This window comes from Facilibium subflavum, from assembly GCF_003574485.1.
In the GTDB taxonomy this organism is placed as follows: domain Bacteria; phylum Pseudomonadota; class Gammaproteobacteria; order Francisellales; family Francisellaceae; genus Facilibium; species Facilibium subflavum.
In genome coordinates, this window is sequence record NZ_QLIT01000027.1 from 1 (window position 1) to 23,778 (window position 23,778).

Here is a 23,778-nt window from a genome sequence, read left to right on the forward strand (position 1 = left end):
AAACACTCAAAGCCAAGCTAAGAGGGCATTTTGAATACTATGGCGTGAGCGGGAATTTCCCAGCGATCGCAAGTTATTACTCAATTGCCAAGAGGCTGGCAAAGAAATGGTTAAATCGAAGAAGCCAAAAGCGGAAATTAAGTTGGGAGAAGTTCAACAAATATATTGAACGCTACCCACTACCGCAGCCACGAATCACACATGATTTTTATACTTTAACAGGTTCAGTGAGTTAAGTTGAAGAGCCGTATGTGGGAAATCTACAAGTACGGTTCTGTGAGGGGCATCATGCTTTCTCACATTATGTTTAAAATTTAAATTATAAATAGGAGAAACAGAGATGTCTACTCGACACAAAAAAAGATTTATATTGAGGATTGTTACAGGTGTATTATTACTAGCATTAGGTGTTGGAATAAGCTTTGCCTCACAAGACTCAGGGGGGGGCTATGCCGGCGGTGATTTTCAAAAGTGGGCAGGCCATTTACTCAAGGTGGTTTCACAGCTTGAAGATTTTATTCAGATTGTGGCGACTTTAGCGGGTATGTGGTTTGTATTCTCCGGGTTAAATATGTTTCGCAAATATCACACTTCCCAAGGCGCTCAAGGAGAGCATGTGAAAAATGGTATGGGCCATATTATGGTTGGCATTTTTCTAATGTGTCTTGTCCCCGCAATTCAAATGCTTCAAAGCACGATAATGACAGGTGCTGGAGATAGTGGCAAACAAACTTTCACGGTAGACTCTAATGCGCTTAACTCAAATAATAGCTAAACACAAAGTTAATTTTGTGATCATTTTGCTCACATTAACTTTATCTAGTTGTGCAAGTCAAGCGCCTATTGTTAAAAAGGTTGATTATGAAAAACAGCTTTTACAAGAAATAAGCAATTCAAGTAAAAGCATCGATACAACACTGAATCAATTGAGTTTGATAGAGAACCCAGATGGGCAAAAAGCACAATTGCCATTTTCTAATATTAAGAATCATGTGCTACAAAAACGTGTCGAGTTAAGTTGGTATGGTGATATCACACCATTACTTGAGAAGATAGCATCAGTCACAGGTTATCAGTTTCAAGTTTATGGTAAAAAGCCACATTTGCCGATATTGATACAAGTAGGTTCACCAAAACAACCGGTGATAACAACCATTTTGCATGTATTACAGAATGTGCAGATTCAAGCCAAGAACTCAGCGTTTATTTACATTAATCAAGAAAATAAGATTCTAAGTTTAAGGTATGAGCAATGATACACGCACAATCAATTGACTATAGTTTGCAGGATTTGCGCAATATAAGTCAGCTGGCACAAAATGTCCATGCAAATACTGACTTGACTATTCGTCAAAAAGCAATTAAAGACGCAGCAATGGCTTTAGGTGCACAGGCGGGCTTGCGCTCAATAGCGATTGATATTAACCACTTCTTATCTAAAAATGCAGCGGTACTGAATAAAGTTTATAATTTTAATGCTTTACTTTTACCACATCATATTTTACCACCAACAGTGGTTGCAAACTATAATACAAGCAATTTATCAGATAATGCCCAAAGCCTTAGTATCAATGGTGAAGCATATCACATTATAAAGCCTGCTAAATTTGTTGTTAATCCACCAAATTGGCGTGACTATTTGTGGATGGATTATCAAAAGCCAAAGTTACCTGATGCATCACTGTTTCCTAAAAATGATGAAGAACAACGTCTGTGGGATAAATCAATAAATGTGGCTTGGCAAGAAGGGATAAAGCAAGGGTTATCAATATTTCAAACAAGCATGAAGCATCTAACCCGAGATTTTAAGGGTATGTTATTGTTTAAAGAACTTGTAACAAAAGGAATGATTACAATGCCAAAAGTTGCATTTGAGCAAAATGGCATTACAGGGGATAAGAGACACTTGGTTATCGATAATAATAAGTGGCAGCTTAGCAAAAATTCATCATTTAATTTAGCGGCCAGTGAGTGGAAACCGGTACTTTCTATGAGGGGCATAAAGCATGACTTTAAACAATTTGAAAATCACAGAAAATAAAAGTGAATACATAAATCCAGTTTTTTATGCGAAAGCTGATTTGAACGTATTATTAAAGTATTGTCTTGACATTGGAGCTTCTGATATCACCATACAAGCTGGTCATTATGTTTTTGTTGAAAGACAAGGAGCATTAGTAACCATTGGTTCACGCATATTGTCTGTTAAGGACGTTGAAGATATTGCCGTTTGCCTTTATGGTGATAATGTTATTGCGCTTGTTATGAGCGGCCACGATATTGATATAAGCTATAATGATTGTTTATATTCTAGAAAGGTTGAAAATCGTTTCAGGGTTAACATTACAGCTTGTCATTATAAAAAAGGTATACACAGTCTTCAAATATCATTACGTGTTATTCCTTCAACCCCACCTTCTTTAGAGAATGTTGGCGTTAATATTGAGTTTTATGAAAAGTTTAAAATTCAACAAGGGGTAGTTATTGTCTCAGGGGCCACAGGCTCAGGAAAAAGTTCTTTATTGGCAGCTGTTATTAATAAACATTTATGTGCAGCACAGCACGGATTAAAGATACTTACTTATGAATCGCCAATTGAGTATACATATAGTAGTCAAGATGCACAATCTATTATAAGCCAAACAGAAGTACCACGCTACCTCCCAAGTTTTTGTGCAGGTGTCAGAAATGCGTTAAGGCGAAAACCTGGCTTAATTATGGTTGGTGAAACGCGTGATTTAGAGACATTAGATGCTGTGTTAGAGGCCGCATTAACAGGCCATCCTGTTTATACAACCATACACAGTAATAGTGTTGTTGATACATTCAAAAGAGTGTTTGAAATGTTTCCATATGAGCAAAGAGGCCTAAAAATGCATACATTTTTATCATCTGCTCGGTTATTGGTCTGGCAAACATTGGTTCCGAATTTGCATGGTGGACAGGTTGCTATCCGTGAGCATTTAACATTGACGCCAAAATTAAGGGCATATTTATTATCACTATCATTAAACAAACTTCAACAAAATATCAATGATATTTTTGCAACGCATGGTGTCACACGCCAGCAAAGCGCTCATGCTGCATTTGAACAACAACTGATTTCCCTATCAACCTATCAAAAGGTATCAACTTTATGAGTATTAATACATCAACCCATTGGCGAGACTCTAGCAGAACACCAGTATTGTTCTTTATTGATGCACGGGTATTTATATTTATTGCTATTTCTTTTTTCCATTTTAGAGCTTGGACATTAACGCTTGATATTATTATGGTAATATTTTTTGTATTATTATATCGCTTGAATATTAGTCTAACAGTTTTTGCAAGAATGTTTCGCACACTGCTTTTTGGCAAGAAAAAAATCAAGTGGAGAAGGCTGTGAGTCAAAAAGCGTTTCGAGGTCTGCAAAAGCATCAAGAAGCCAGACCAGACAGTAGTATAAGAGATGTAAGGCCATTAAAGTCAAGGGTTTATGATTTTATTTTGGATCGCAGATATGCCCCAGCATTAATGCTGGCATTTGCATTTTGTATGTATGTTTTTCCATTAGTAAATGACTTTTTATTCTTATTAATGTTGTCTTTATTCCTTTATATTATTTTGCAAAGGCCAGTATTACCATTTAAATTGCCTATTGGGTCGAAATTTAAGGATAGTAATGCGCCAATGCCTGCCTCGGGGAAGCCTGGGAAAGCACAGGGTATTTACTATTTTGGTAATGATGTCAATTTGAAACATGAGTTGTGGTTTGCTAATGATGATATGCGCACACATGCACTGATTTTTGGTTCGACGGGCAGTGGTAAAACAGAGGCGCTTATTTCACTTTCATACAATGCTTTAGTTAGGGGTAGTGGCCTTATTTATGTCGATGGTAAAGGGGATAACGCGCTTTATGCAAAAATATTCTCGGTGGCAAGAAGCCTTGGGCGAGAAGATGATTTACTCGTGATTAATTATATGACAGGAGGTCAGGATATTATTGGCAAACAAAAAGAGGCGACTTCGAACACATTAAATCCTTTTGCTGCGGGGTCATCAAGCATGTTATCACAGCTGATCGTTAGCCTTATGGGGTCCTCATCAAGTGGCGGTGGTGATGGAGATATGTGGAAAGGCCGAGCAATATCTTTTGTCGAAGCATTGATGCGTGTGTTGGTCTATTTAAGAGATGAAGGCTATTTCCAATTAGATGCCAGCCTTATTCGTAAATATTTTGTCTTGGATGTTATTGAAGATTTACTTGAGAAGCAACAAGTAGTCGATCAATATAATAATATAATCACATTAAGGGAAAAGTTACCATTTTCTGTTACTGACCCAATTTATAATTATTTAGCAACTTTGCCAGGTTATCAGAAAAAAAACGTTGGTAAACAATCAGATAAAACTTATGAGCAACATGGCTATATCACAATGCAGCTAACCAGAATTTTTGGTTCATTGGCTGACGTTTATGCATACATAATGCGCACAAATTTGGCTGAGGTCGACTTTGAGGATGTTATCTTAAATCGACGCATCTTAGTTGTATTATTACCAGCGCTGGAAAAGTCGCCGGACGAGTTGTCAAATTTAGGTAAATTGATTATCGCCAGCTTGAAAACCATGCTGGCTTCAGGCTTAGGTAATAAATTACAAGGTGACTATAAAGATGTTATTGAGGCCAAGCCTTCAAATTCAAATGAACCATTCTTATGTGTACTCGATGAATATGGCTATTATGCTGTAGAAGGCTTTGCAGTGGTGCCTGCACAGGCACGATCACTTGGCTTTTCAGTCATTTTTGCGGGTCAGGACTTACCAGCTTTTCAAAAAGCCTCTAAAGAGGAAGCAGCGTCTATCTTTGCAAACACAAACGTAAAAATTTGTATGAAGCTTGAAGACCCAACAGAGACATGGGACTTTTTCAGCAAAACTGCTGGGGAAGCTTATGTCACCGTTGCAAGAAGCTATAATATGGGAAATGATGGAAGCGCATTAAGCTATAGAGATTCGAAAGAGGCTGGGGTTGAAAAAAGATCGAGAATTGATCTGATGGATTTAAAAGAGCAAGCACCTGGCGAGGCGCATGTTTTTTTTAAATCGGGTATTACACGTGCGCGTATGTTCTATGCCAATCCACCCAAAACAAAGCAATTGCGTGTGAATGCATTTATAAAGTCTTCTCCTATCCTAATTGATCAGGTAGATATACTTTCCAAGGTTTATAATACAGATAATCTGACTACATTATCTGGCAAGCCTTATGAAATGGAGTTATCACCACTATTAAACTTATTAATACAAGAAAGCAAGCATAGAGGATTGGAAAATTTAACTTCAATATATCTTCAGCAGTTAACAAATGTTGATAATAATGAAGACTTTATTAGCGAGATTATGCAGGAGCTCAGGACCCAGTTGCCTGAATACCAGAATAGTTTTCTTTTCTTATCAACCGACCTTATTCAAGATGACGAATTTTCAAAGATGTTTGGAGGAATTCATCAAAGCGATGTTGTTGATGAGCCAAGCTTAATAGAGGTATTTTATAGGATTGGCATAGAGCTTGGATGGACAAAGCAACAAATTCGTAAGGCAATTTTTGGTTTATATAGCAACTTGCTCGACATAGCTAAAGTCAAGTTTCAAACAAACAATAATATAGCAATGCTTAAAAGCGAAATAGAGACTTTTAATCAACAGTATGCACAACTAAAAGACAGGCAATTTCCATGAACTTTAAAACAGTCGTAACAAAACTTCTAGATGTCAATGATATTGGCTTTGCCACAGGTAATACGCATCTTTCTCGAGACAACGTTGTAAAGAATGAGGCATTTTTACAAGACATATATCATAAAGCAGACGCAAAATTTTATTATTTATTAAATCGTCATGCTAGGCTAAATAGCAATCATGATAATCAATGGGAGCTAGTATTAGAATGTCTAGGAGATCAAATCTTTTTTATCGCGGTATTGTTAAACACATTACTGAATATGGTCGATAGTGAAAACATAATACGACTATGATCCAAAAAAATAAAACAGAACAAATAAGGAATTAGTATGGCGCAAACACCACAACCATCAGACGGTTCAGAAATCACTGTTTTTTATGCGATTGCAGTTGTTATTTTAGTGTTATGGCTTATTTATTTTTTACTAAAGCCTGAAATATTAACAGTATTGTTTTACCTTAAGTTTTATGAACTAAAAGTAATAGCATACTTTATTCCAAAGTATAAGCTGCTATCTAATTGGCTAGTATCTACCAGCCTTAATAATGTTGACTTAGGTGATGTTTACTATCTGTGTAAGGAGGTTGGGAAAGTGCTCAGATATCCTTTTATCGCCATAAGTATTATTTTAGCATTTTTATTATATCGATTTCATCCTCAATCATATTATCAAAATATCTATAATATGAAAACCTTAGCAAAATTCACAGGCGATTATAATCCAATGGCCAGTTATGTTATTAATAAGAATTTATGCAAGCTAGATCTTACGGAGGGCTCGTGGTCTATGGGGATAACACCTTTGGAGTTTGCTAAAAAACATGACTTGCTGGATCATCAAGGCAACCTGAATAAAGATAAATCATACCATGTGTTTTTATCACAGCTAGGCAAGAAATGGTCAGGTTTAAAAAAGTTAAATTTTTGTTACTGCACTGTTATAGCAGCTTGTAGTGCATATATAGCAGGAGATAGGGTGCAGGCCGAGAACTTTGTCAAGGATATTGCAATAAAATTAAAGAGTGGAATGGCATTAAGTAAGTCACAAAAAAACAATGTTATACAAAGTATTAAAACCTTTATCAATAGATACTATAAGCATGATAAGGTGCAAGAAACTATCAAGCAACACGCTTATGTAAATACGGTTGTTGCAGCATTGTTAATAGAGGCCAGAAAAAATGGAATTGTTCCACCTGCCTTATTTATATGGATCAAGCCGCTAGATCGCACTTTATGGTATATTATCAACAATATTGGACGAAAGTCTGTATTTATTGAAGCGGCAGCACCAATAATGCACCTGAATAACGAAAAGCGAGTGGGGGTAAGTATTCATTACCCAACTATTGATAACCTTATTGGTGAGTTGGAGGATATAGTAGCATGAAATCCAGTACCATAATAAAGACAGCACAAGACTTCGTTGCTATTGCAGGCAACTATCAAACGCAAAAAGCTTTTCAGCAAACAAAGAATTACCAAACAATGCTATTGGACCAAAAAAGCAAGCATCAGTATTGCCAAGGGTGCCATTTAGCAGTTGATGATATCACCTGTCAGCTAGTCGAGGTAAAGACATTAAAAAATAGCCAGTACTTATTATTATGTGACTATTGCGCAAAGCTAAAACTTTTTGACCAATATAGATTAAGTTATGATGGTAATGATCAGTTAATTTATTTACCGAACATGTCGCAGTCAGAGTTACACCATCTTTATTATGCGTGCAAAAAAAATTTGGATGATCCAGAGGTGGATAGCTTTCAAGCCAAAGAGCTTATTACTGAATTAAGTAGTCTTGCAAAATATTTAGATGATGTGGCAGGTGTAAACATCAGTCATCCTGGCGTGTTTGTTCATTATTACCATCAGGTAGAAAAAAGTAACAAGTTTTTAAAGGATATTCGTTGGTTTGATGGCTCATTATTACAGAATAAGTTTGAGTAGCTCATATCAGATTACTGGAAACCATCCACCTAACGGTGTAAATTGTTCATAGTGCCTAATAACATTGATAGCTGATTCTTATTGCTTGTACTTTAAAAAGTTAAATTTTGGCAAGAATCCGAGCTATTATTTGCAACTTAATTTATTATAAATTGCTTTCCAATTATACAACGCAGGATGACTTACAAATGCTATAAGACATTATGTCTAATCATGTGCTTGGCTCTTCTAACTGCATTAAGTAAATACTAAAATCTAAAGTGCTATTGGGTCTTTTAAATTACAGGATTTTGAATAATCAAATTTTTAAAGAGCCAGGGACCATTAACTTATAATTTAAATATAAGAGCTGATGTCCAGTGTTCAAAAAATAAAGCTTGTATTTGCAAATGACGATAAATTATTTAGTAGGAGATAAAAATGCATAATTATAAATATATTACATTTAGTGGCGGTGGTGCAAAAGGTGCAGCTTATCCTGGCGCATATAAAGCATTAAAAGAAAGTAAAGTGTTTGATAATATAAAATGTGTATCAGGTTCATCTGCAGGTGCCATGACAGCAGCGTTAGCAGCCTCAGGAATTTCACAAGAAAAATTATACGAACTATCAGAAACAGTTAATTTCAAAGGACTTTTAGGTGAAAAGACGCATGGGTATGGTATAGAAAGAAATGGGGATCCGTTGTATGAACTTATGAATAAACAGATAAAAAATAATATCCTTGAATTTTTTGAGAATAGATCACATGAATCTAAAGATAAAGGTGTTTTAGATATTGTTAGACGCTGTCGCTCTAATGAAGCAATAACATTTAAAGATTTGTCTACGTTAAATAAACTTTTTCCAGAGACATTTAAGGATCTTGCTGTAACCGCTGTAGAAAAAGAAACGGGTGATTTTCAAATTTTTAATGCGCAATATACGCCAGAGGTAGATGTTGCACTGGCTGTACGGGCATCTGCATCAATTCCAGTTCTTTTAAAACCAGTTACAATTAATAACACCCAATACATTGATGGTGGTTATTTTGATAATTTACCAACAGATGACTTCCAAGGGCTGCCAAGTTATAGTGACCTAATTGATCATGATATGAGAGCATTTCAGGAGTGGGAGGAAAAAAATAAAAAAATACAAAACCAAACGCTTTTATTTGCTTTTGGTGAAGGAAAAGATAAAGATAACCCTGTTCATAAAGCGCTTAACGACAAAAGCACTAAAGGTAAGAAAGAGCAATTATTTTATTCTCCAGGTATAGTAGAAAAACTTAAAAGAGATTGGTTGCCAAGCATATTAGGCGGTACTGGAAGAAACTATAACTATACCAATACACAAAGAAAAGAAGCTGGTTTTAAAAAAATTAAAAATGTTTACCAAAATAGTACGGTTGAGCTCAAAGTGGGTGATATAAAAACTACGGACTTTGCACAAGCACAAAAGCAAAGTGAGCGATTATTAAATCAAGGTTATTTAGCCACCATATCTCATTTGGCATCCAAAGGTTTAGTAAACGTTGACGATTTAGCCAAGCAAAGAATGATCATGGCAATGATTAATTCTAGAGGCGAGGATGCGAAGTGTGTTAAAAATGAGTTAAGAAAACATATTAATGAAATGCTTGACTTTGGGCACACTTTTTCCATGAGTGATTTTCAGCAGCATATTAAAAAGTTGTGTGAGAACACGGGATGGGGGCGCTGTAGCACTACCGCAGAATTCTTAATCAATGGAATAAATGCAAGTAAAATGGCAGGTGATTTAAAAGTGTACTTGGGACTGAATGAAGGCTCAAAAGTTACTCAGCGTAGTTTGCAAAGGCAGTTAGCGCAAAATAACAGTAGCAGTTTCAATACTTATCAAACGATACCAGGAACAGAGAAGAGCAAGTATTTCCAACCTCCAGTTCTTGCTAATGAAGATAGTAGAAAAACGCTTTCCAGTGAGCAATCAATGACAATTTCAACAACAGTGTAGTGATTTGACTAAGCAGTTTCTATGTTAAAAGATAGCGTCTCCCTCATTGTAAGCTATGATACTGTCGATTCATAAATTGTTGAGGTAATTATTTGCTTGATATTAGCATAGTCAGCAATCAGCATCTTTTCATTTAAGAAATAAAGGGTGTGATGTGCTTTTTCATTAAGCTGTAATGGACATATATACATGTCGCTTAGATCAAATATATTTTCATAGACTTTTAAAAAGGTTGGCGTTAATGTGGCAAGAACAAAGTTAAATTTTTGTAATGCTGTGTAAATGCTAATAATATTATCTGTTTCCAGAAATATTTGCCGTTCCATATTTTTTTTATCTAGCACATTTGCTAGAAAACTTTTCTTACTTGAAAAGCTGTTAACTAAATGCATAGCTTGCAAATAATCTTTCATTGTTACAAATTTTTGCCCAGCTAGCGGATTTTTTTTGTTCATAATCACAATAAAATCTTCAGTATAGAGTATTTCTTTATGATACTGAGGAAGGGATAAGTCGGTGGAGCTTAAGATAAAATCCATGTTTGTCGAATTAGCAACTTCTTTTAGCATTTGTTCATCATGTAGATTATATACTTCAAGTTTGTATGGTGTGTTATGCAGCTTTTGTATTATTTTTGTGTAGCAGAGATCTTGCAGTAAAGGGGTTATACAAAGGTTAAAGGAGTGCGTAGATTGTTTTAATGAATATTTTTTTGGTAAAAGTTTTTGATAGAGCCGTAGAATGTCGGTAACTTTTACGATTAAGTTTTCTGCTTTTGCTGTTGCAATCATTCGGTTGTTGTTTTTATAAAATAGTTGATCATCAAAAATATCACGCAATTTTCGTAAATTATTACTAACTGTTGATTGTGTAACAAATAGTTTATTAGCCGTTTCTGTCACACTTTTCGTATAATATAAAGTATAAAATACCATTAATAAATGATAAGACAGATCGTGTGTAATTATACTATTACTCATGATGGTTTTTTGTGGTCAGTTATGTATTGAGTTTAGTCTTTTCTAAGAAAGTTGCATGTTTTTTTAAAAAGTTAGAGGCATAGTATGGGGGTGATAAGCTGAAAAAGTCATTTCTTGCTGGCATGTAGGAGATTACAGAATATGCAATAAACTGGCTCTAGACTTATAACAGTAAATGGCGTAGTATGGGGTAGTGATCGCATGCTACCATACTATCAATTAGGTTGGTGTGCAAGGTGCGTAACTTTATTATGTTGATGCAATAGGTGTATAAAGAATTTATTGTATTACTTGTCAGTATGGAAAAAAATTTAATTGTTTGAAGGAATGAGATATGACGATTGAAATCGAAAGAAAGCCACTTTATACACCACTGCCTCAAAATACGCCACGAAATTTGGTACATGCTGAGGTTATTGCATCTTTTCCTGTCAATACCTTTTTAGAAAATCTGGCAATTGATCATGTAAACAATATTTATATTACTGATACCAAGGGTTTTATATATAAAGTAGACCCCAGTGGGGATATTGAAACTTTTGCACATGTTAATGGAGAAGCTTTAGGTATCTGTTTTGGCCCTCAAGGAGAGATATTAGTCAGTGGCTGCGATGATAACAATATAGCAACGATCTTTCATATCAATACTGAAGGTATTGTTAACGAAACATTTAAACTTCAAGAGGCATCCTATTTTTTAAATGGAATGATTGCCCATAGATATAAAGAACATCATTATCTTGTGGCTGATTCTATAAAAGGCTGCATTTGGCAATATGACTATAAAAACAAATCTGCTGAGTTATGGCTTAAAAGCCAGCTACTTAAAAGTCCTATCAAAGAAGGGAGCCTGATTGTTGGTGCCAATGGTCTTAAATTTCATGAACGACAGCTTTATATTACGAATACTCAGGGCCACTGCATTATTAAAGTTGAGATAGAATTAAATGGACAGGCTGGTGAGGCGAGTGTTTATGTTGATGGTATTCTGGGAGACGACTTAGATATTGATTCTTCTGGTAATCTCTACGTCTGTACACATATTTTTAATAGCATTGTTAGAGTTTCAAGAGATAGACGGTTTAGCATTATTGCTGAGGATTTAGAAGGTGTTACCGGGTGTACAGCTGCTTTATTTGGGGAAAAAGAGAAGAAAAATACGCTCTATGTGGTGACCAATGGTGGCATGGTCTCGCCGCCAGTAGGTGGCATAAGAGAAGCTAAGCTAGTTGCCTTGGATCTCAATCAATTCATCTAACATCGTCTTTAATATTCCCTATAACATTCATATACCCATCACAAACCATTTTACTATACAACGTGTTTTCTAGCATAAAACAATCATGTGAGCAATAGCATTACTTTAATGTTCGACGCTATGTCTAACGTTCAACCAAAGTATTTTTAAAAAACAGAAATTTTAATAAGATGGTTGCTAAGAAACCAAAATAGCTGTGTCTATATATGAAGTTGTTATAGGCATATTGACTATTCTGTTGGGTAACAGCTTCAAATAATATAATGTAGACATGGGGTTATGATGACAAAAAAAATATCGCTTTTGATACAAACTGTCTTATTGATAATAATATCTTTTAGTAATGGATGGGCACAAACAGAGCCTAATAAGACAGGGTTTGAACAATATCTAGATAGTTTGTTCCCACTAAAGCCTGAATATATTGCTAAGGTAAGGCAGCGTGTGGCCTCTCAAGAATCAGAGGCAGAAGTGAAACCAGGTGAAGGTAATAATGTAGGAAAGCCACAAATTTTCCAAGTAAGTACAAACCCAGCTAGTCGATTTACACATCCAGTTATTAATATTGGTCTTGATATGATCACCTCAATTGTAATAACAGACCAAAAAGGAAAAATCTGGCCCATTAAACAATTTACTATCGGGAATAGCAAAGATTTCAAAATAACTTGGCCAAATAAACAAGGAGGTGTGTTGCTTTTGCAAGGGCTAAAGGCATTTCAAGAAACTAATGTGGCAATTATGTTAAAAGGCTTAGATGTGCCTGTAATGGTTACTTTTTTAACAGGACAAAAAACCTGGAGTGATATGAATTACTTGCGAGTTTCAACGCGTACAAATAGCAATAAAGATGACACTACAAATATTAACCAAACGCCATTGTACTTAGTCAATCTGTTGGCAGGTATTGCGCCGGAAAAAGCAATGTTATTAGCCGTCAAAGGGGTATCTGATGGGACTAAAGTATGGGCATACCATCATAGTTACTTAGTTTTAACACCAGATTTATTAATATCTCCACAATGGCACTTCCAGAGTGAGAATGATGGTGTGGATGAAATGCATGTTTATGAGATTAAACCCACCTCGCATTTATTATTGAATAATAAAGACCGTGGCGTTTTTTCAGTAACGGTAGAAGAGGGATAGTAAAATGAAAAAATTATCACCGAAGTTACGACTTATAGTCATTATACTTGCAATTGTGGGCGTGATTATTTTAGCAGCAAACTGGCTATTACCAACGGCCTCGAATAATATGCACCTGCCGTCTTCAGTTGAGAATTATAAAATATCTCCTCATAAGTCCGCATTGGTTAAGACTGATAATTATCGAAATCTATCTGTAAAAAGCGAACAAAAGCAAGTTAATCAGGCAGAAAGTGCAGGCCAAAGTTATGTCCCTAATCTATTTTCAGACAGTGATAACGCAACTGATTATCAAAAGAACACTAATATAACAGCTGAAAGCCCAAAAGATTTTTATATTAAGAATCATAATCATAAAAGCCCAAGTGATGTTTTGTCTGCTAACTTGGCAACTATTCCACCTCAGCAAAAGGCTCTTCAAATAAACAATGGCAGTAATTTTGAGATGCAAGACTCAAGCGGAATGCGTCAGTCAGTAGAAAATTTGTTGAAGTTATGGTCAAAGCATGATGATAGTAATACTTTTAAAAGTGATAATGAAAAAAGCACAGCAGCATTAGCAGCAGCATCTCAAGGGGCCGCCCCTCTTAATTTAATTAAAGCTGGGGATATTTTATTTGCAGTGATTAATACAGCTATTAATAGTGATCAAAAGGGAACACCTGTATTGGCAACAGTTGTTACAGGAAAATATAAAGGTGCAAAACTATTAGGACAATTTCAACTCTCAGGTGAGAGACTTGTCATTAAATTTAATCAGATGTCTATACCTGGACATAATAACAGTATTTCTATTAATGCCTATGCAATTGATTCTGAAACGGCACAATCCTCTCTTGCTGGCGATATAAATCATCATTATTTGTTACGTTACGGCAGTTTGTTCGCAGCAGCATTTTTACAAGGGTTTGGAACGTACTTTAATAGTGATAATCAAGATAGTTGGAACTGTAATAAAAGTGGAACTATTTGCATCAATAATAAGCTAAATGATAGTGTGCGTGATGCTAGTTTCTCAGGTCTGGGAGAAATAGGAACATCATTAAGCAGCTCCGTACGACAGGAGTTTTCACGTCCTGTGACGGTTAAATTAGCCAAAGGTGCAGGGATTGGTGTTCTATTTATGCAAGACGTACAGCAAAGCTCATTAATAAACCGCCAATTGGTTCAGACAATTAGTCAAAAAATAAATCATGACACTTAAGAAGTTATGAATAACTTTAATAATCGTAAGAGGTAAGTTGATGTTAGATGAAGAAAATACGAACAGCAGTGATATAAATAATGAACTGTTAGGTTTGGAAGATGAGTTAGCACAAGGCGAGAAAACAAAGAAGAAATTCACCTTTCATCCTGTTTATTTTGGTTATTTGTTAGGTGCTATTATACTTGCTTATGGTGGTTATACTGTCATTAAGACAGTGTTGCCAGAACATGAGAAAAAGACAACGATTCAGCAGCAGTCACAATTTGACTTTGAGCTCGATTCAGCAGACCATAAAGATGTAAGAGAAAATAGCCAAGCATACTCGCAAAAGCGTCAGCAAGAGGTGGCAGATAGTGCGCAAATAAGGAGAATAGAAAAAGATGACCAGAAATTATCTCAACTATCTGCTCAGATAAAAAGTTTGTTTAAGAATCAAAAGGTTATTGTTGCCAATCAAAAAGGTATTAAAAACTTACAGCTTAATGAAAAAGACAAACTAGAAAAACAAATAGCTAACTTAACAAAAGAAGTTCAAGCTATGCACGCAGTAAAATCTATTAGCAGCAACCTTCATCGGATACAACAGCAGCTAGACTCTTTGTTGGCCAAACAAACAAGCCAAGTAAACCCTTTGTCAATTGTTGCTGTTATGCCTGGAAAAGCGTGGGTAAAAACTAAAGATAATAACACAATATTTTTGACGAAAGACACAAAAGTAAAAGGCTACGGCCACGTTGTGAAAATTGATGCAGATGCAGGAAAAGTTTTTATGAGCTCTGGCTTTGTGATCAGTTAAGGGGAAATATGATGTCTGTTATACATAAGGTTTATGATGCAGTAGAAAATTTGTTTTCCATGCTGAGTTCATTGGCTAAACAATCAATTGATACGTATTGTGACTTAGACAGTGCTGATAGTGAAGATGTGCTTGTAACAAAATCAGGTGCGCTTGTGTCAGTTATCGAGATGACGGGGCTAAATCAATTAATCTCTTGGAGCAGCTATCTGGATTTAAGTGAAAGGCTTAACAAAGCGTTACAACCTTTATTTAATAATACAGGACACAGTATCCAAGTGAATTTTGTTAGTGATCCAAGTAAGTTAACTGAGGACTTAGTATTTGCAAATAGTAATGTAGCAAAGACCTCACAGTTACTAAACTTAAACTTAGAGGATGTTTTGATATCTCGTAAAAAAACTTTACAAGCATATTGTCATCATGAACGCTGTTATATAACACTGTGGACGCTACCCAAAGCATTGCCGACATTAAAGCAGAGTACGAAATCACATGCACAAAAAGTAAAAAAAATTGCTTACCCAATAGGCCAAGGTAAACAAAGAATTTTAAATGTATTAAGTGAACTAAGAATAACGCATAAAACAGCAACGCAAAATCTTTTAGAAAATTTCCGTGAATGTGGCTTTTATGTTCACCTGATTAGTGGGCATCAGGTTGTTGCAGATTTAAGAAAAAGATTATACCCAAATGATACAGCTAAGGCATGGTTACCTTTTTTACCTGGGGACCCTGCTACCCCTAAGCTTAATAAGCTAAGCGAACAAGGGTTATCAGCATGGCTATGGCCATCAATCAGTGAACAAATTTTTCCTAAAGGTGCTGATAACCTAAATATAAAAAGTTGTGAAATTGGGGGTTATAACTATAGCGCAGTTCTTATCAACTTATTTCCTAAGGATGTTCAACCATTTGTTTATTTAATGCGGGAGCTTAATAAAGCGAATATTCCATGGCAATTTTCTACTGTTTTGTCTGAAAAGGGGATTGATATTAGTAAAAGCAAAGCAATGTTTGCTAAATTATTAGCTTTTAGCTCATATCATAATCGTTTACTTGTGAATTCACATGATTTTCTTAAATACTTGGAACAAAATGGCGATGATCCCATCATTAAAATATCTGTTGTATTAACAACGTGGGCCCCTAAAAATGATAAAGATCTACTTGAAAAAAATGAATCGCTTTTATCTAGGTTAGTACAAGGTTGGGGAGGCTGTGAGACAAGTTTAATAACAGGTGATCCATTTGCCGTTGTTACAGGGAGTTTGCCAGCAATGAACCACCAACACTTAGGAACAGTTTGTGCATGCCCGCTTAGTGAGGCGCTCAAGTTTATGCCATTTACGATGCCAGCATCACCATGGGATTCTGGTAGCATGCTATTTAGAACGCCTTCTGGGAAGCTATGGCCATACCAGCCAGGTTCAGACCAGCAAATTAGCTGGGTTGATTTAATTTATGCACGTTCTGGCTCTGGAAAATCTGTGCTGAGTAATGCATTAAATTTAGCCGCATGCTTATCACCAGGCTTAGATTCATTGCCATATGTTGGCATTATTGATGTTGGGCCTTCAGCTAAAGGCTTGGCTTCCTTGTTGCAGTATGCATTGCCAAAGGAGCAACGTTCACAGATTGTGTATCATAAATTAAGCTTTTCACGAGATCACGCTTGCAATCCTTTTGACACAATATTAGGTGCTAGAGTCCCAACTCGCATGCAACAGCATTTTTTATTGAATTTTATTAATTTATTAGTGTTGGATCCTGATGCGGATAAGTTGCCAGAAGATGTGAGTTCAATGGTATCATTAATTATTGCGGAAACATACAAATACTTTTCAGACAACTACGCCCCTAAGCCTTATTTACCTAACATGAATACTGAAGTAGATAAAAAAATGGCTGAGTTCGCAAATATTGATGATATTGAGAGTTGGTGGCAGGTAGTTGATCTTTTATTTGACCATAAAGAGTATGTGCTTGCCCAGAAGGCGCAATACTTGGCAATGCCGAGTTTATCTGACACTGTCACAATTGCTAATTTCCATGTTATTCGTGATATCTATGGTAAAATTAAGGCCCCTTCTGGAGAAAATTATATTGAATGGTATGCACGTAAGGTTTCTAGTATTGTAAAAAGTTATCCACATTTAAATTCACCGACTGTCTTACAAATTGCTGATGCAAAGCTGGTTATTATGGATCTTGATAATGTTGCAAGGCAAGGCAGTGCACTTGCAAACAAACAAACATCTATTGCGTATATGCAAGCACGTCATATAGTTGCTCAGCACCTTTTTACATCGATAGAAGATCTATCGGTACTTAGCAAACGTTATTATGCATACCATTGTAATTATTATAAGAGCATCCTTAATCAGCCCAAGCGACTTGTATACGATGAATTTCATCGGACACAAGGCATAAAGCCAGTAAGAGATCAGATTTTGAGAGATATGCGAGAAGGTAGAAAATGGAAAATTCAGATCTCTTTATCATCACAAAGTTTGAGTGATTTTGATCAACTAATGTTAGAGTTTGCAACCTCTACCTTCATTTTGGATGGTGGAACGCAAGATATGTTGGATAAAACAGCTAGCGTTTTTGGCTTGAATAGCATACAAAAACAAGCGTTAAAAGATCATGTTACAGGCCCCAAGAGAAGTGGTGTTAACTTCTTAGCGCAGTTTGTTACTAAATCTGGCATGAATACGCAATTACTGACAGCAACATTAGGTGCAGTTGAGCTTTGGGCGCTAACGACGACAACAGAGGATGCTTATATTCGAGATTGCCTATATGAGTTAACAGATAGACCAGATGCAGTGAGAAACCTTCTAGCAAAACGTTTTCCAGATGGAACTGTCAAATCCTATGTCGCGTTAATGCAGAAGAAAAATCCAGATAAAACTGTAAAAGTTATTTGCCGGGAAATTATTGATGAAATGTTTGACTCATTTACTAATCAACCCTTTAAAAATTTAGTAGAAGGACATGTCTGATGCAAATAAAAGAAAAAATAATTGACTTTATGGAACAATACCATAATCCGGTGTTGATAAGATTAATTATTAATCTTATCAAACTTGAGAATGATAAGTTAGAAAGTATGGAAAGCATCACTTCACAAATTATGATATTTCTTAGGGTATGTTATCAAATTGAGTATACTGATGAAGTAGCAAAACAGGTAAGCAACATGTTAAGTGCTATGCCTGTTGTTTTTGTTTACTACTTTTTGCAATCTGTAAATCAGAATAATCCACAATTTTCCACAGCAATGATTCGTTATTTATCAGATAACAAAGAGTATGAATCACTTATGTGCAATTATATGGCAATTGAAAAGGCTATTATCATGTCTGATATTTTATCGATACAGGCACTTGAATGTGTAAAAGAAATTTTCGAAGATTAAAGAGGTTTTTATGGCAGTTGATATGCTCACGCAAATTATAGAAAAACAAAAATTTTATCAAGTTAACTTTCGTCGAGCTTTAAGTGCTCTCACCATTAGTGTTGTTATCAACTTGTTATTAACTGTATTGATGGTTACTTTTCTAACAAAATCGCCACAGCAGTATTTCTTTGCCGTTAACCAATCAGGTCAGCTACAGCAGTTAGTTGAAAATGATAAGGTTCATTACTCTGATGCCATGATTAAGAACTGGGTAGCAATGATTGTACCTAGTTTATATGGACTGGATTTTTTGAACTATAAAAAGCAAATGCTTGCAAATGAAAAATTATTTGATCAACAAAGTTGGGATAGCTTTACAAATGCGTTTAGTCAGACGATAAAACAAATGATTCGTGATAAGCTTGTATTAAAAGCAAGCATTCAAGGCGCTCCCAGTATTATTGCACATTCTCATGTTTATAATGCTCAATTATGGAAAGTTCAAGTACCAATTACTATAGAGTATCAAAAATCAGACCAGCTAGATCAAAAAAGCTTTATTTTGACAATTGTTGTCAAGCAGCAACAAGGTCAGAACCAATTAAAAATCATGCAAATTATTCAATCCCACTTTGACTAATATGAAGGAAGTAAAATGTTTAAGTTCAAACGTACTAGAAAGTTAATCAAAAACTCTTTTGATTTTAAAGGAGTAGTCAACCAACAAAAAGTCATCTTACAGCATTTTAAAAAAATGTTTTCTCTGTCAAAGCCAAAATATACGCATAGCTTTGAACAGTTAGACGATATAGGTATCGATAAGCTAAAGTTGGCAAATCTCGTGCAACGATTTTCTCTTTTATATCGTTTTTTCTTTTTTGGCGGAATTGCGATGCTTACATATGCTTTATGCCTGTTAGCATACGGCTATATTTGGGCTTTTTTGTTAAGTGTCAGCTTGACTTTTGTGTTTTTGTCTCATGCATTTAAATTTCATTATTGGGTGGTGCAGATTAAGAAGCATAAACTAGGCTGCTCTATTAAAGAGTGGTGGCAATATTTATTAGGAGGACAGTAGTAATGGGGTTACCAAGTATTAATGTGCCGGCAGCGGATGCCTCACAAAGTGTTATCAATCAATTGTTTGGTGTTGATGGACTTAATATACTTTCAGTCGACAAAACAAGTTTGTTAAACTATGTCTTTAATAATTTTAATCAAGGGTTATTAACTTTCGCTTTTTTAATATATAGTTTTTTGGTTATTGCAGGCACTATCAATACTGCTCGCGATGGAACGTTTTTAGGTAAAAACTGGGACACTTATTGGATTCCGATTCGCGTTATTTTTGGGTCTGTTTCAGCTATTCCTTATAAATCAGGGTATTGTATTGCGCAGTATTTGATTTTTGTTATTATAGCAGCAGGCACGACTTTTGCTGATAATCTCTGGTCTAAAGTGAATGAAGATGTGACACAACATAATGTTCCACCTGTCGTGAGTAGTGTTATTACAGGCACGTTGAAAAATGATATTGCACTGTATATGCTAGGGTCCTTAACAAAAGCACAGATTGCAAGTTTTAATGCCTCTCACCAGCTATGTACGAATGCCCCAACACCCAAAAATCCATATAACGAGATATGTCAATTTAAAATAAACATGCCATCTTCAAGTGGTTTTATCCAACAAAATGCCAAGAAAATCAATCAAGCGCTTCAACAAGTAAGCTCAAGAGATGATATGGCAGATGAAACATCTTATTTGTCGCAGGGACTAACAACCTGGAGCAATGTTTTTAGCAAGCATGGGCAAGAGTATTATTATAAATACAAAATAGATCAACTGTACTTAAATGGCACATATAATATTGATATGGGTAATGTGTCAGCTGATAATACGACAGATCAATTTTCTACAATCGTGATGGAGTACCTAAGTTATGCGCCTAAAAAGGAGCAAGCAGTTTCTGCTATGAATGCTATAAGGCTATATAATCAAAACCCATTACAAAGCAATGTGCTAAATAACAATGATGATGCAATTTCACTTCTGGTTAACGGCATTGTTAAAGGTCTTGAAGAAAAGCCATCTACTGACGCTGGGAGTAACAAATTAGATACGTCAAAGGGCTGGTGGGAGGCAGACCAGCAATATCTGAATTTGGATAAAATATTATCTGAAAACTTAAAACAATTATATGACAAATTTAATCAGTTTAACCAGCAAGTTAACGAGCAATATAACCATACTATTCAGGTGAATTACCAATCTATGGATTTGAGCTTTTTTTATCAAGAAGAAAATATTAGCAATATGGTAGAAAGCCTAGTGAATGGCGATGTGTCTGAAATACAAACCACGCAAGATATCCCTCAAGGTTTAAGTCCACGTCGGACACCAACGATTCATTTTGACAAAGATGAGATAAAGCAGGCAGACTTTTCAAACTCAATGGAACAGGTCCGTCAAAAATTTAATGAAATTATTCAAACCTCATATGATAAAAATATTATTTCAGAAAAAGATAAAAATTTTGCGTTGAGTCAAATTGATAGTCTATTGGCAGATGGGATGTCTTTTAAATATGCGCAATATTTGTATATTACTGCAAATATGTTAAATACATTGATGGTAGAATATCAAAATAGTACCACTGGCGAAGTTAATGATTCCTACTATAGGCAGTCGTATAATGCAATTGTTCGAATATTGAACTTGCTACAATTTTTTGATGATAATGGGGTAGACTTCTTAGGCGTCAGTGCTAAAGATACGGAAAATCCATCAACAGTATCACAGCAACTTTTAGACAAAATTTTTGAAGAAATAGGCGTGAGTGATGAGACTATTAAAGATGAAGATGGTCTTCTTGGCAGTATTTATAAAGTGGGAACCTTAGAAGATAAATCGGCAGATCCAGGTGAGAAAACAGCTGGTAGCATTAGTAGCCTGCATTTATCACAATTACAGGATATACAAGCAATTGGTATTAATTTAATTGAAGGAACAATTGCAGATGCAACGGGGGTTTTAAAACGCGCAACAAATAAACTTTCTGATATTGCAGATGAAGCGCAAGAAAAAGCGGACAAAGATTGGGGATTTAAAAATAATTTAGGTTGGTTTATGTTAACGATGACTCCAATCACTGCACCAGCAGTTGAAGGATATATGAAAGCACGATCAGTGCATGATATGTTATCAATATCAATTGAATTAGCTAAATTTTCGTTAAGTTTAATGTGGCTGCCTTTAGTCTTTTTTGTTTTAATGGCTGTATTTAGCATTGGTGTGATGTTTTCATTATTTATTCCACTAACCCCATTTTTACTGTTTTGGGCTGGTAAAATTTCCTGGCTCTTATTAGTTGCAGAAGCATTAGTAGCTGCACCTATTATGTCCCTGGGAATTGTTTATCCAGAAGGGCATGAAGTTTTTGGCAAAAGTCAGCCTGGGATACAAATGGTTTTAGCGTTAATGCTGCGCCCTGTTTTTATGATTGCTGGTCTTTTCATAGGTATGAGCTTGACCTATGTTGTTATTCATTTTTCTGCTCAAGGTTTTCATGCGATTGCCAGCCAAATTATGCAAATGTTGCCACCTGTTACAAATGATAACACCGCTTTGTACACTCGTGGAGTCGTTTGTTTATTGATCGTATTTACTTATGCGACATTTCTCGGAATTGCTTTTAATAAGTGCTTTGCACCAATTTATATGATTCCTGATAAAGTATTACAATGGATTGGTGGTAATTCTTCTGAACGTGCTGGTGTTGAGGATGTGCAGGAGATTAAGGGTAGCATAACCCAAAATGCACAAGGTCTAAGTCAGGCAGGAACACAAAGTATACAGCAGGGTATTGAAGCGCAAAAAAATCTTACCGATACGCAACAAAAAGGTTCATTTGAAACGGCACAAGCTGACTGGGATAAGGATAAAGGCTATGGACAGACAGGGGAAAAAGCAGCAGAAACAGCGGCAAAAGTTTTAATATAAAATATTTGCATCTGAGACAACTGGTGATATTTAGACATAGTGTCGAATTGTACTTAGTACATATTCCCATGCATGTAATGTTTATTTATAATCTCTACAACTTGTGAATCATTTTGCGGTGTTTAAATTAAAACGTAACAAATACACTAAAATGACTTTATGAGTATATAAATCAACCATACCATTTACATAATTCTTTTTAAGTATTTCCAAGTATGGTCTACATTATTATAAACAAGGGGCAAGATAATGGAAATTGATAACAACTACATAGAACAAAAAAAACTTGAAAAACATCGAAAAAGGCTTGAAGAGCTATACATTGAGTATAAAAAAAAACCAACAAAGGAGAATCAAGATGCTTTATTACGCTACTGGATGTCGATAGCCGGTTATATTCAACGGTATATTCCTACGGATAATATACAAGGTAAAGACTTAAAAAAAAGAACTAAAAAAATGCTAAAAGCATTACAAGAGGCTAACCCAGATATGCAATCAATACATATTGATAAAGAGCATATTATAAAACAAGCACAAAAAATGTTTGCAAAAAGCAATGAGACGATAACAAAAATACAAAAAGTAGCGTCAACACTTAACAGGGAAATGGGCGGTATTCTTGGCATGGTAGTTTCTATTGGGGCCTTAGTGTTAAAATATGACATAAAACTGGAGATGGAAAAAGAAAAAACTGTTATTGATATGTTCAATAACATTCCGCCTTCTTTACCGCCTTCTTTAGCTTTAAATCATCAGCAAAATAGCGCAGAGATCACAAAAGAAAACACCAAGTATGCCGAGCTTATGCAGCCAGAAGATGGCGAAGCTCAGCTTGGCATGTAATGAACAATATAATTGAGCAGATTGATTTTAAATTAAGGACCTCATCATGCCAGATACTAGGTTCTGTGAACCAGGGAGTATTGAAATAACTGTGTAAATTCTTTCATAGGTTATAATGGTTAAAACGTATAATCTAAGGACGAAAGATGAAAAACAAAGAACAAAACAAAGCATTAGATCAAGCGCTTGATCTCATTGTCGAATCAGGTGCTGATTTATCCAATCTATTTAAATCAGATGGCGTATTGAAGCAATTAACCAAAGGTCTGGTTGAACGTGCTTTACAAGGTGAACTAAAGGCGCATCTTGGTTATGACAGGCATGAACGTAGCGATTCTGCTAATGCACGTAACGGCACGGCACGAAAAAGCGTAATAACAGAAGATGGCCTATTGGAAATTGATGTGCCTCGTGATCGCTCAGGTGAATTTGATCCTGTACTTGTTCCCAAGCGAAGCACGCGGATTGAAGGTTTG

Annotated in this window: 23 protein-coding genes; 22 read left to right on the forward strand and 1 reads right to left on the reverse strand. The window is 35.5% G+C overall.

Annotated features, from left to right (window positions below):
• From DNK84_RS02165 to DNK84_RS02215, 11 genes are all read left to right on the forward strand, one after another.
• The coding region (locus DNK84_RS02165) for a hypothetical protein (protein WP_208123234.1) at positions 1-236 on the forward strand (236 nt) is incomplete at its 5' end.
• A 104-nt stretch (positions 237-340) separates the two neighbouring features.
• Complete coding sequence (locus tag DNK84_RS02170; protein ID WP_119342939.1) at positions 341-775, forward strand: hypothetical protein; 435 nt, start codon at positions 341-343, stop codon at positions 773-775.
• Positions 776-791: 16 nt separating this feature from the next.
• A complete protein-coding gene (locus DNK84_RS02175) occupies positions 792-1,256 on the forward strand; it encodes a DotD/TraH family lipoprotein (protein WP_162902158.1) in 465 nt (154 codons plus the stop codon).
• Positions 1,253-2,041: a type IV secretory system conjugative DNA transfer family protein gene (locus DNK84_RS02180; RefSeq protein WP_119342941.1), complete on the forward strand. Its 789-nt coding sequence runs from the start codon at positions 1,253-1,255 to the stop codon at positions 2,039-2,041. The genes DNK84_RS02175 and DNK84_RS02180 overlap by 4 nt, the downstream gene beginning before the upstream one ends.
• Positions 2,007-3,140, forward strand: coding sequence for an ATPase, T2SS/T4P/T4SS family (locus tag DNK84_RS02185; protein ID WP_119342942.1), 1,134 nt, complete (start codon positions 2,007-2,009; stop codon positions 3,138-3,140). Before DNK84_RS02180 ends, DNK84_RS02185 begins: the two co-directional genes overlap by 35 nt.
• Positions 3,137-3,388, forward strand: coding sequence for an IcmT/TraK family protein (gene icmT, locus DNK84_RS02190; RefSeq protein WP_119342943.1), 252 nt, complete (start codon positions 3,137-3,139; stop codon positions 3,386-3,388). Before DNK84_RS02185 ends, icmT begins: the two co-directional genes overlap by 4 nt.
• Complete coding sequence (locus tag DNK84_RS02195; RefSeq protein ID WP_328587416.1) at positions 3,385-5,727, forward strand: type IV secretory system conjugative DNA transfer family protein; 2,343 nt, start codon at positions 3,385-3,387, stop codon at positions 5,725-5,727. The genes icmT and DNK84_RS02195 overlap by 4 nt, the downstream gene beginning before the upstream one ends.
• A complete protein-coding gene (locus DNK84_RS02200; protein WP_119342944.1) occupies positions 5,724-6,023 on the forward strand; it encodes a hypothetical protein in 300 nt (99 codons plus the stop codon). Before DNK84_RS02195 ends, DNK84_RS02200 begins: the two co-directional genes overlap by 4 nt.
• A 36-nt stretch (positions 6,024-6,059) precedes the next feature.
• Complete coding sequence (gene icmP, locus DNK84_RS02205) at positions 6,060-7,121, forward strand: type IVB secretion system coupling complex protein DotM/IcmP (protein ID WP_119342945.1); 1,062 nt, start codon at positions 6,060-6,062, stop codon at positions 7,119-7,121.
• Positions 7,118-7,681 carry a hypothetical protein gene (locus DNK84_RS02210; RefSeq protein WP_119342946.1) on the forward strand — a complete coding sequence of 188 codons (564 nt, stop codon included), beginning with the start codon at positions 7,118-7,120 and terminating at the stop codon, positions 7,679-7,681. Before icmP ends, DNK84_RS02210 begins: the two co-directional genes overlap by 4 nt.
• 420 nt (positions 7,682-8,101) lie before the next feature.
• Entirely contained in the window at positions 8,102-9,658 is a 1,557-nt protein-coding gene (locus DNK84_RS02215) for a patatin-like phospholipase family protein (protein WP_119342947.1), read from the forward strand.
• Positions 9,659-9,711: 53 nt separating this feature from the next.
• Here the strand turns inward: DNK84_RS02215 and DNK84_RS02220 are convergent, their stop codons facing one another.
• Positions 9,712-10,638 carry a LysR family transcriptional regulator gene (locus DNK84_RS02220; RefSeq protein ID WP_119342948.1) on the reverse strand — a complete coding sequence of 309 codons (927 nt, stop codon included), beginning with the start codon at positions 10,636-10,638 and terminating at the stop codon, positions 9,712-9,714.
• Between the two features lie 334 nt (positions 10,639-10,972).
• Between DNK84_RS02220 and DNK84_RS02225 the strand changes: the two genes are divergently transcribed.
• The 11 genes from DNK84_RS02225 to DNK84_RS02275 form a co-directional block, all read left to right on the forward strand.
• The gene (locus DNK84_RS02225) at positions 10,973-11,896 is read left to right on the forward strand and encodes an SMP-30/gluconolactonase/LRE family protein (protein WP_119342949.1); all 924 of its coding nucleotides are present in this window, start codon (positions 10,973-10,975) and stop codon (positions 11,894-11,896) included.
• Positions 11,897-12,178: 282 nt separating this feature from the next.
• The gene (locus DNK84_RS02230; protein WP_162902159.1) at positions 12,179-13,045 is read left to right on the forward strand and encodes a DotH/IcmK family type IV secretion protein; all 867 of its coding nucleotides are present in this window, start codon (positions 12,179-12,181) and stop codon (positions 13,043-13,045) included.
• A 4-nt stretch (positions 13,046-13,049) separates the two neighbouring features.
• The gene (locus tag DNK84_RS02235; protein WP_119342951.1) at positions 13,050-14,249 is read left to right on the forward strand and encodes a TrbI/VirB10 family protein; all 1,200 of its coding nucleotides are present in this window, start codon (positions 13,050-13,052) and stop codon (positions 14,247-14,249) included.
• A gap of 40 nt (positions 14,250-14,289) precedes the next feature.
• Positions 14,290-15,048 (forward strand): GumC domain-containing protein, encoded by a 759-nt coding sequence (locus DNK84_RS02240; RefSeq protein WP_119342952.1) that lies wholly within the window; start codon positions 14,290-14,292, stop codon positions 15,046-15,048.
• Positions 15,049-15,059: 11 nt separating this feature from the next.
• On the forward strand, positions 15,060-18,056 hold the full coding sequence (locus tag DNK84_RS02245; RefSeq protein WP_119342953.1) for an AAA family ATPase: 2,997 nt from the start codon (positions 15,060-15,062) through the stop codon (positions 18,054-18,056).
• Positions 18,056-18,472 carry a hypothetical protein gene (locus DNK84_RS02250; RefSeq protein WP_119342954.1) on the forward strand — a complete coding sequence of 139 codons (417 nt, stop codon included), beginning with the start codon at positions 18,056-18,058 and terminating at the stop codon, positions 18,470-18,472. The genes DNK84_RS02245 and DNK84_RS02250 overlap by 1 nt, the downstream gene beginning before the upstream one ends.
• A 10-nt stretch (positions 18,473-18,482) precedes the next feature.
• Positions 18,483-19,094 (forward strand): DotI/IcmL/TraM family protein, encoded by a 612-nt coding sequence (locus DNK84_RS02255; RefSeq protein ID WP_119342955.1) that lies wholly within the window; start codon positions 18,483-18,485, stop codon positions 19,092-19,094.
• Between the two features lie 15 nt (positions 19,095-19,109).
• The gene (locus DNK84_RS02260) at positions 19,110-19,532 is read left to right on the forward strand and encodes a hypothetical protein (protein ID WP_119342956.1); all 423 of its coding nucleotides are present in this window, start codon (positions 19,110-19,112) and stop codon (positions 19,530-19,532) included.
• A 2-nt stretch (positions 19,533-19,534) separates the two neighbouring features.
• Entirely contained in the window at positions 19,535-22,456 is a 2,922-nt protein-coding gene (locus DNK84_RS02265) for a DotA/TraY family protein (protein ID WP_119342957.1), read from the forward strand.
• Positions 22,457-22,705: 249 nt separating this feature from the next.
• The gene (locus DNK84_RS02270) at positions 22,706-23,302 is read left to right on the forward strand and encodes a hypothetical protein (protein WP_119342958.1); all 597 of its coding nucleotides are present in this window, start codon (positions 22,706-22,708) and stop codon (positions 23,300-23,302) included.
• Positions 23,303-23,448: 146 nt separating this feature from the next.
• Positions 23,449-23,778 (forward strand): transposase (locus DNK84_RS02275; protein WP_208123235.1); only part of this gene is annotated, 330 nt, incomplete at its 3' end.

Excerpts from the sequence above, each read along its gene's own strand:
- DNK84_RS02170 (WP_119342939.1), top strand. The coding sequence starts at position 341 with ATGTCTACTCGACACAAAAAAAGATTTATATTGAGGATTGTTACAGGT.
- DNK84_RS02180 (WP_119342941.1), top strand. The coding sequence starts at position 1,253 with ATGATACACGCACAATCAATTGACTATAGTTTGCAGGATTTGCGCAAT.
- DNK84_RS02185 (WP_119342942.1), top strand. The coding sequence starts at position 2,007 with ATGACTTTAAACAATTTGAAAATCACAGAAAATAAAAGTGAATACATA.
- icmT (WP_119342943.1), top strand. The coding sequence starts at position 3,137 with ATGAGTATTAATACATCAACCCATTGGCGAGACTCTAGCAGAACACCA.
- DNK84_RS02200 (WP_119342944.1), top strand. The coding sequence starts at position 5,724 with ATGAACTTTAAAACAGTCGTAACAAAACTTCTAGATGTCAATGATATT.
- icmP (WP_119342945.1), top strand. The coding sequence starts at position 6,060 with ATGGCGCAAACACCACAACCATCAGACGGTTCAGAAATCACTGTTTTT.
- DNK84_RS02210 (WP_119342946.1), top strand. The coding sequence starts at position 7,118 with ATGAAATCCAGTACCATAATAAAGACAGCACAAGACTTCGTTGCTATT.
- DNK84_RS02215 (WP_119342947.1), top strand. The coding sequence starts at position 8,102 with ATGCATAATTATAAATATATTACATTTAGTGGCGGTGGTGCAAAAGGT.
- DNK84_RS02220 (WP_119342948.1), bottom strand. The coding sequence starts at position 10,638 with ATGAGTAATAGTATAATTACACACGATCTGTCTTATCATTTATTAATG.
- DNK84_RS02225 (WP_119342949.1), top strand. The coding sequence starts at position 10,973 with ATGACGATTGAAATCGAAAGAAAGCCACTTTATACACCACTGCCTCAA.
- DNK84_RS02230 (WP_162902159.1), top strand. The coding sequence starts at position 12,179 with ATGACAAAAAAAATATCGCTTTTGATACAAACTGTCTTATTGATAATA.
- DNK84_RS02235 (WP_119342951.1), top strand. The coding sequence starts at position 13,050 with ATGAAAAAATTATCACCGAAGTTACGACTTATAGTCATTATACTTGCA.
- DNK84_RS02240 (WP_119342952.1), top strand. The coding sequence starts at position 14,290 with ATGTTAGATGAAGAAAATACGAACAGCAGTGATATAAATAATGAACTG.
- DNK84_RS02245 (WP_119342953.1), top strand. The coding sequence starts at position 15,060 with ATGTCTGTTATACATAAGGTTTATGATGCAGTAGAAAATTTGTTTTCC.
- DNK84_RS02250 (WP_119342954.1), top strand. The coding sequence starts at position 18,056 with ATGCAAATAAAAGAAAAAATAATTGACTTTATGGAACAATACCATAAT.
- DNK84_RS02255 (WP_119342955.1), top strand. The coding sequence starts at position 18,483 with ATGGCAGTTGATATGCTCACGCAAATTATAGAAAAACAAAAATTTTAT.
- DNK84_RS02260 (WP_119342956.1), top strand. The coding sequence starts at position 19,110 with ATGTTTAAGTTCAAACGTACTAGAAAGTTAATCAAAAACTCTTTTGAT.
- DNK84_RS02265 (WP_119342957.1), top strand. The coding sequence starts at position 19,535 with ATGGGGTTACCAAGTATTAATGTGCCGGCAGCGGATGCCTCACAAAGT.
- DNK84_RS02270 (WP_119342958.1), top strand. The coding sequence starts at position 22,706 with ATGGAAATTGATAACAACTACATAGAACAAAAAAAACTTGAAAAACAT.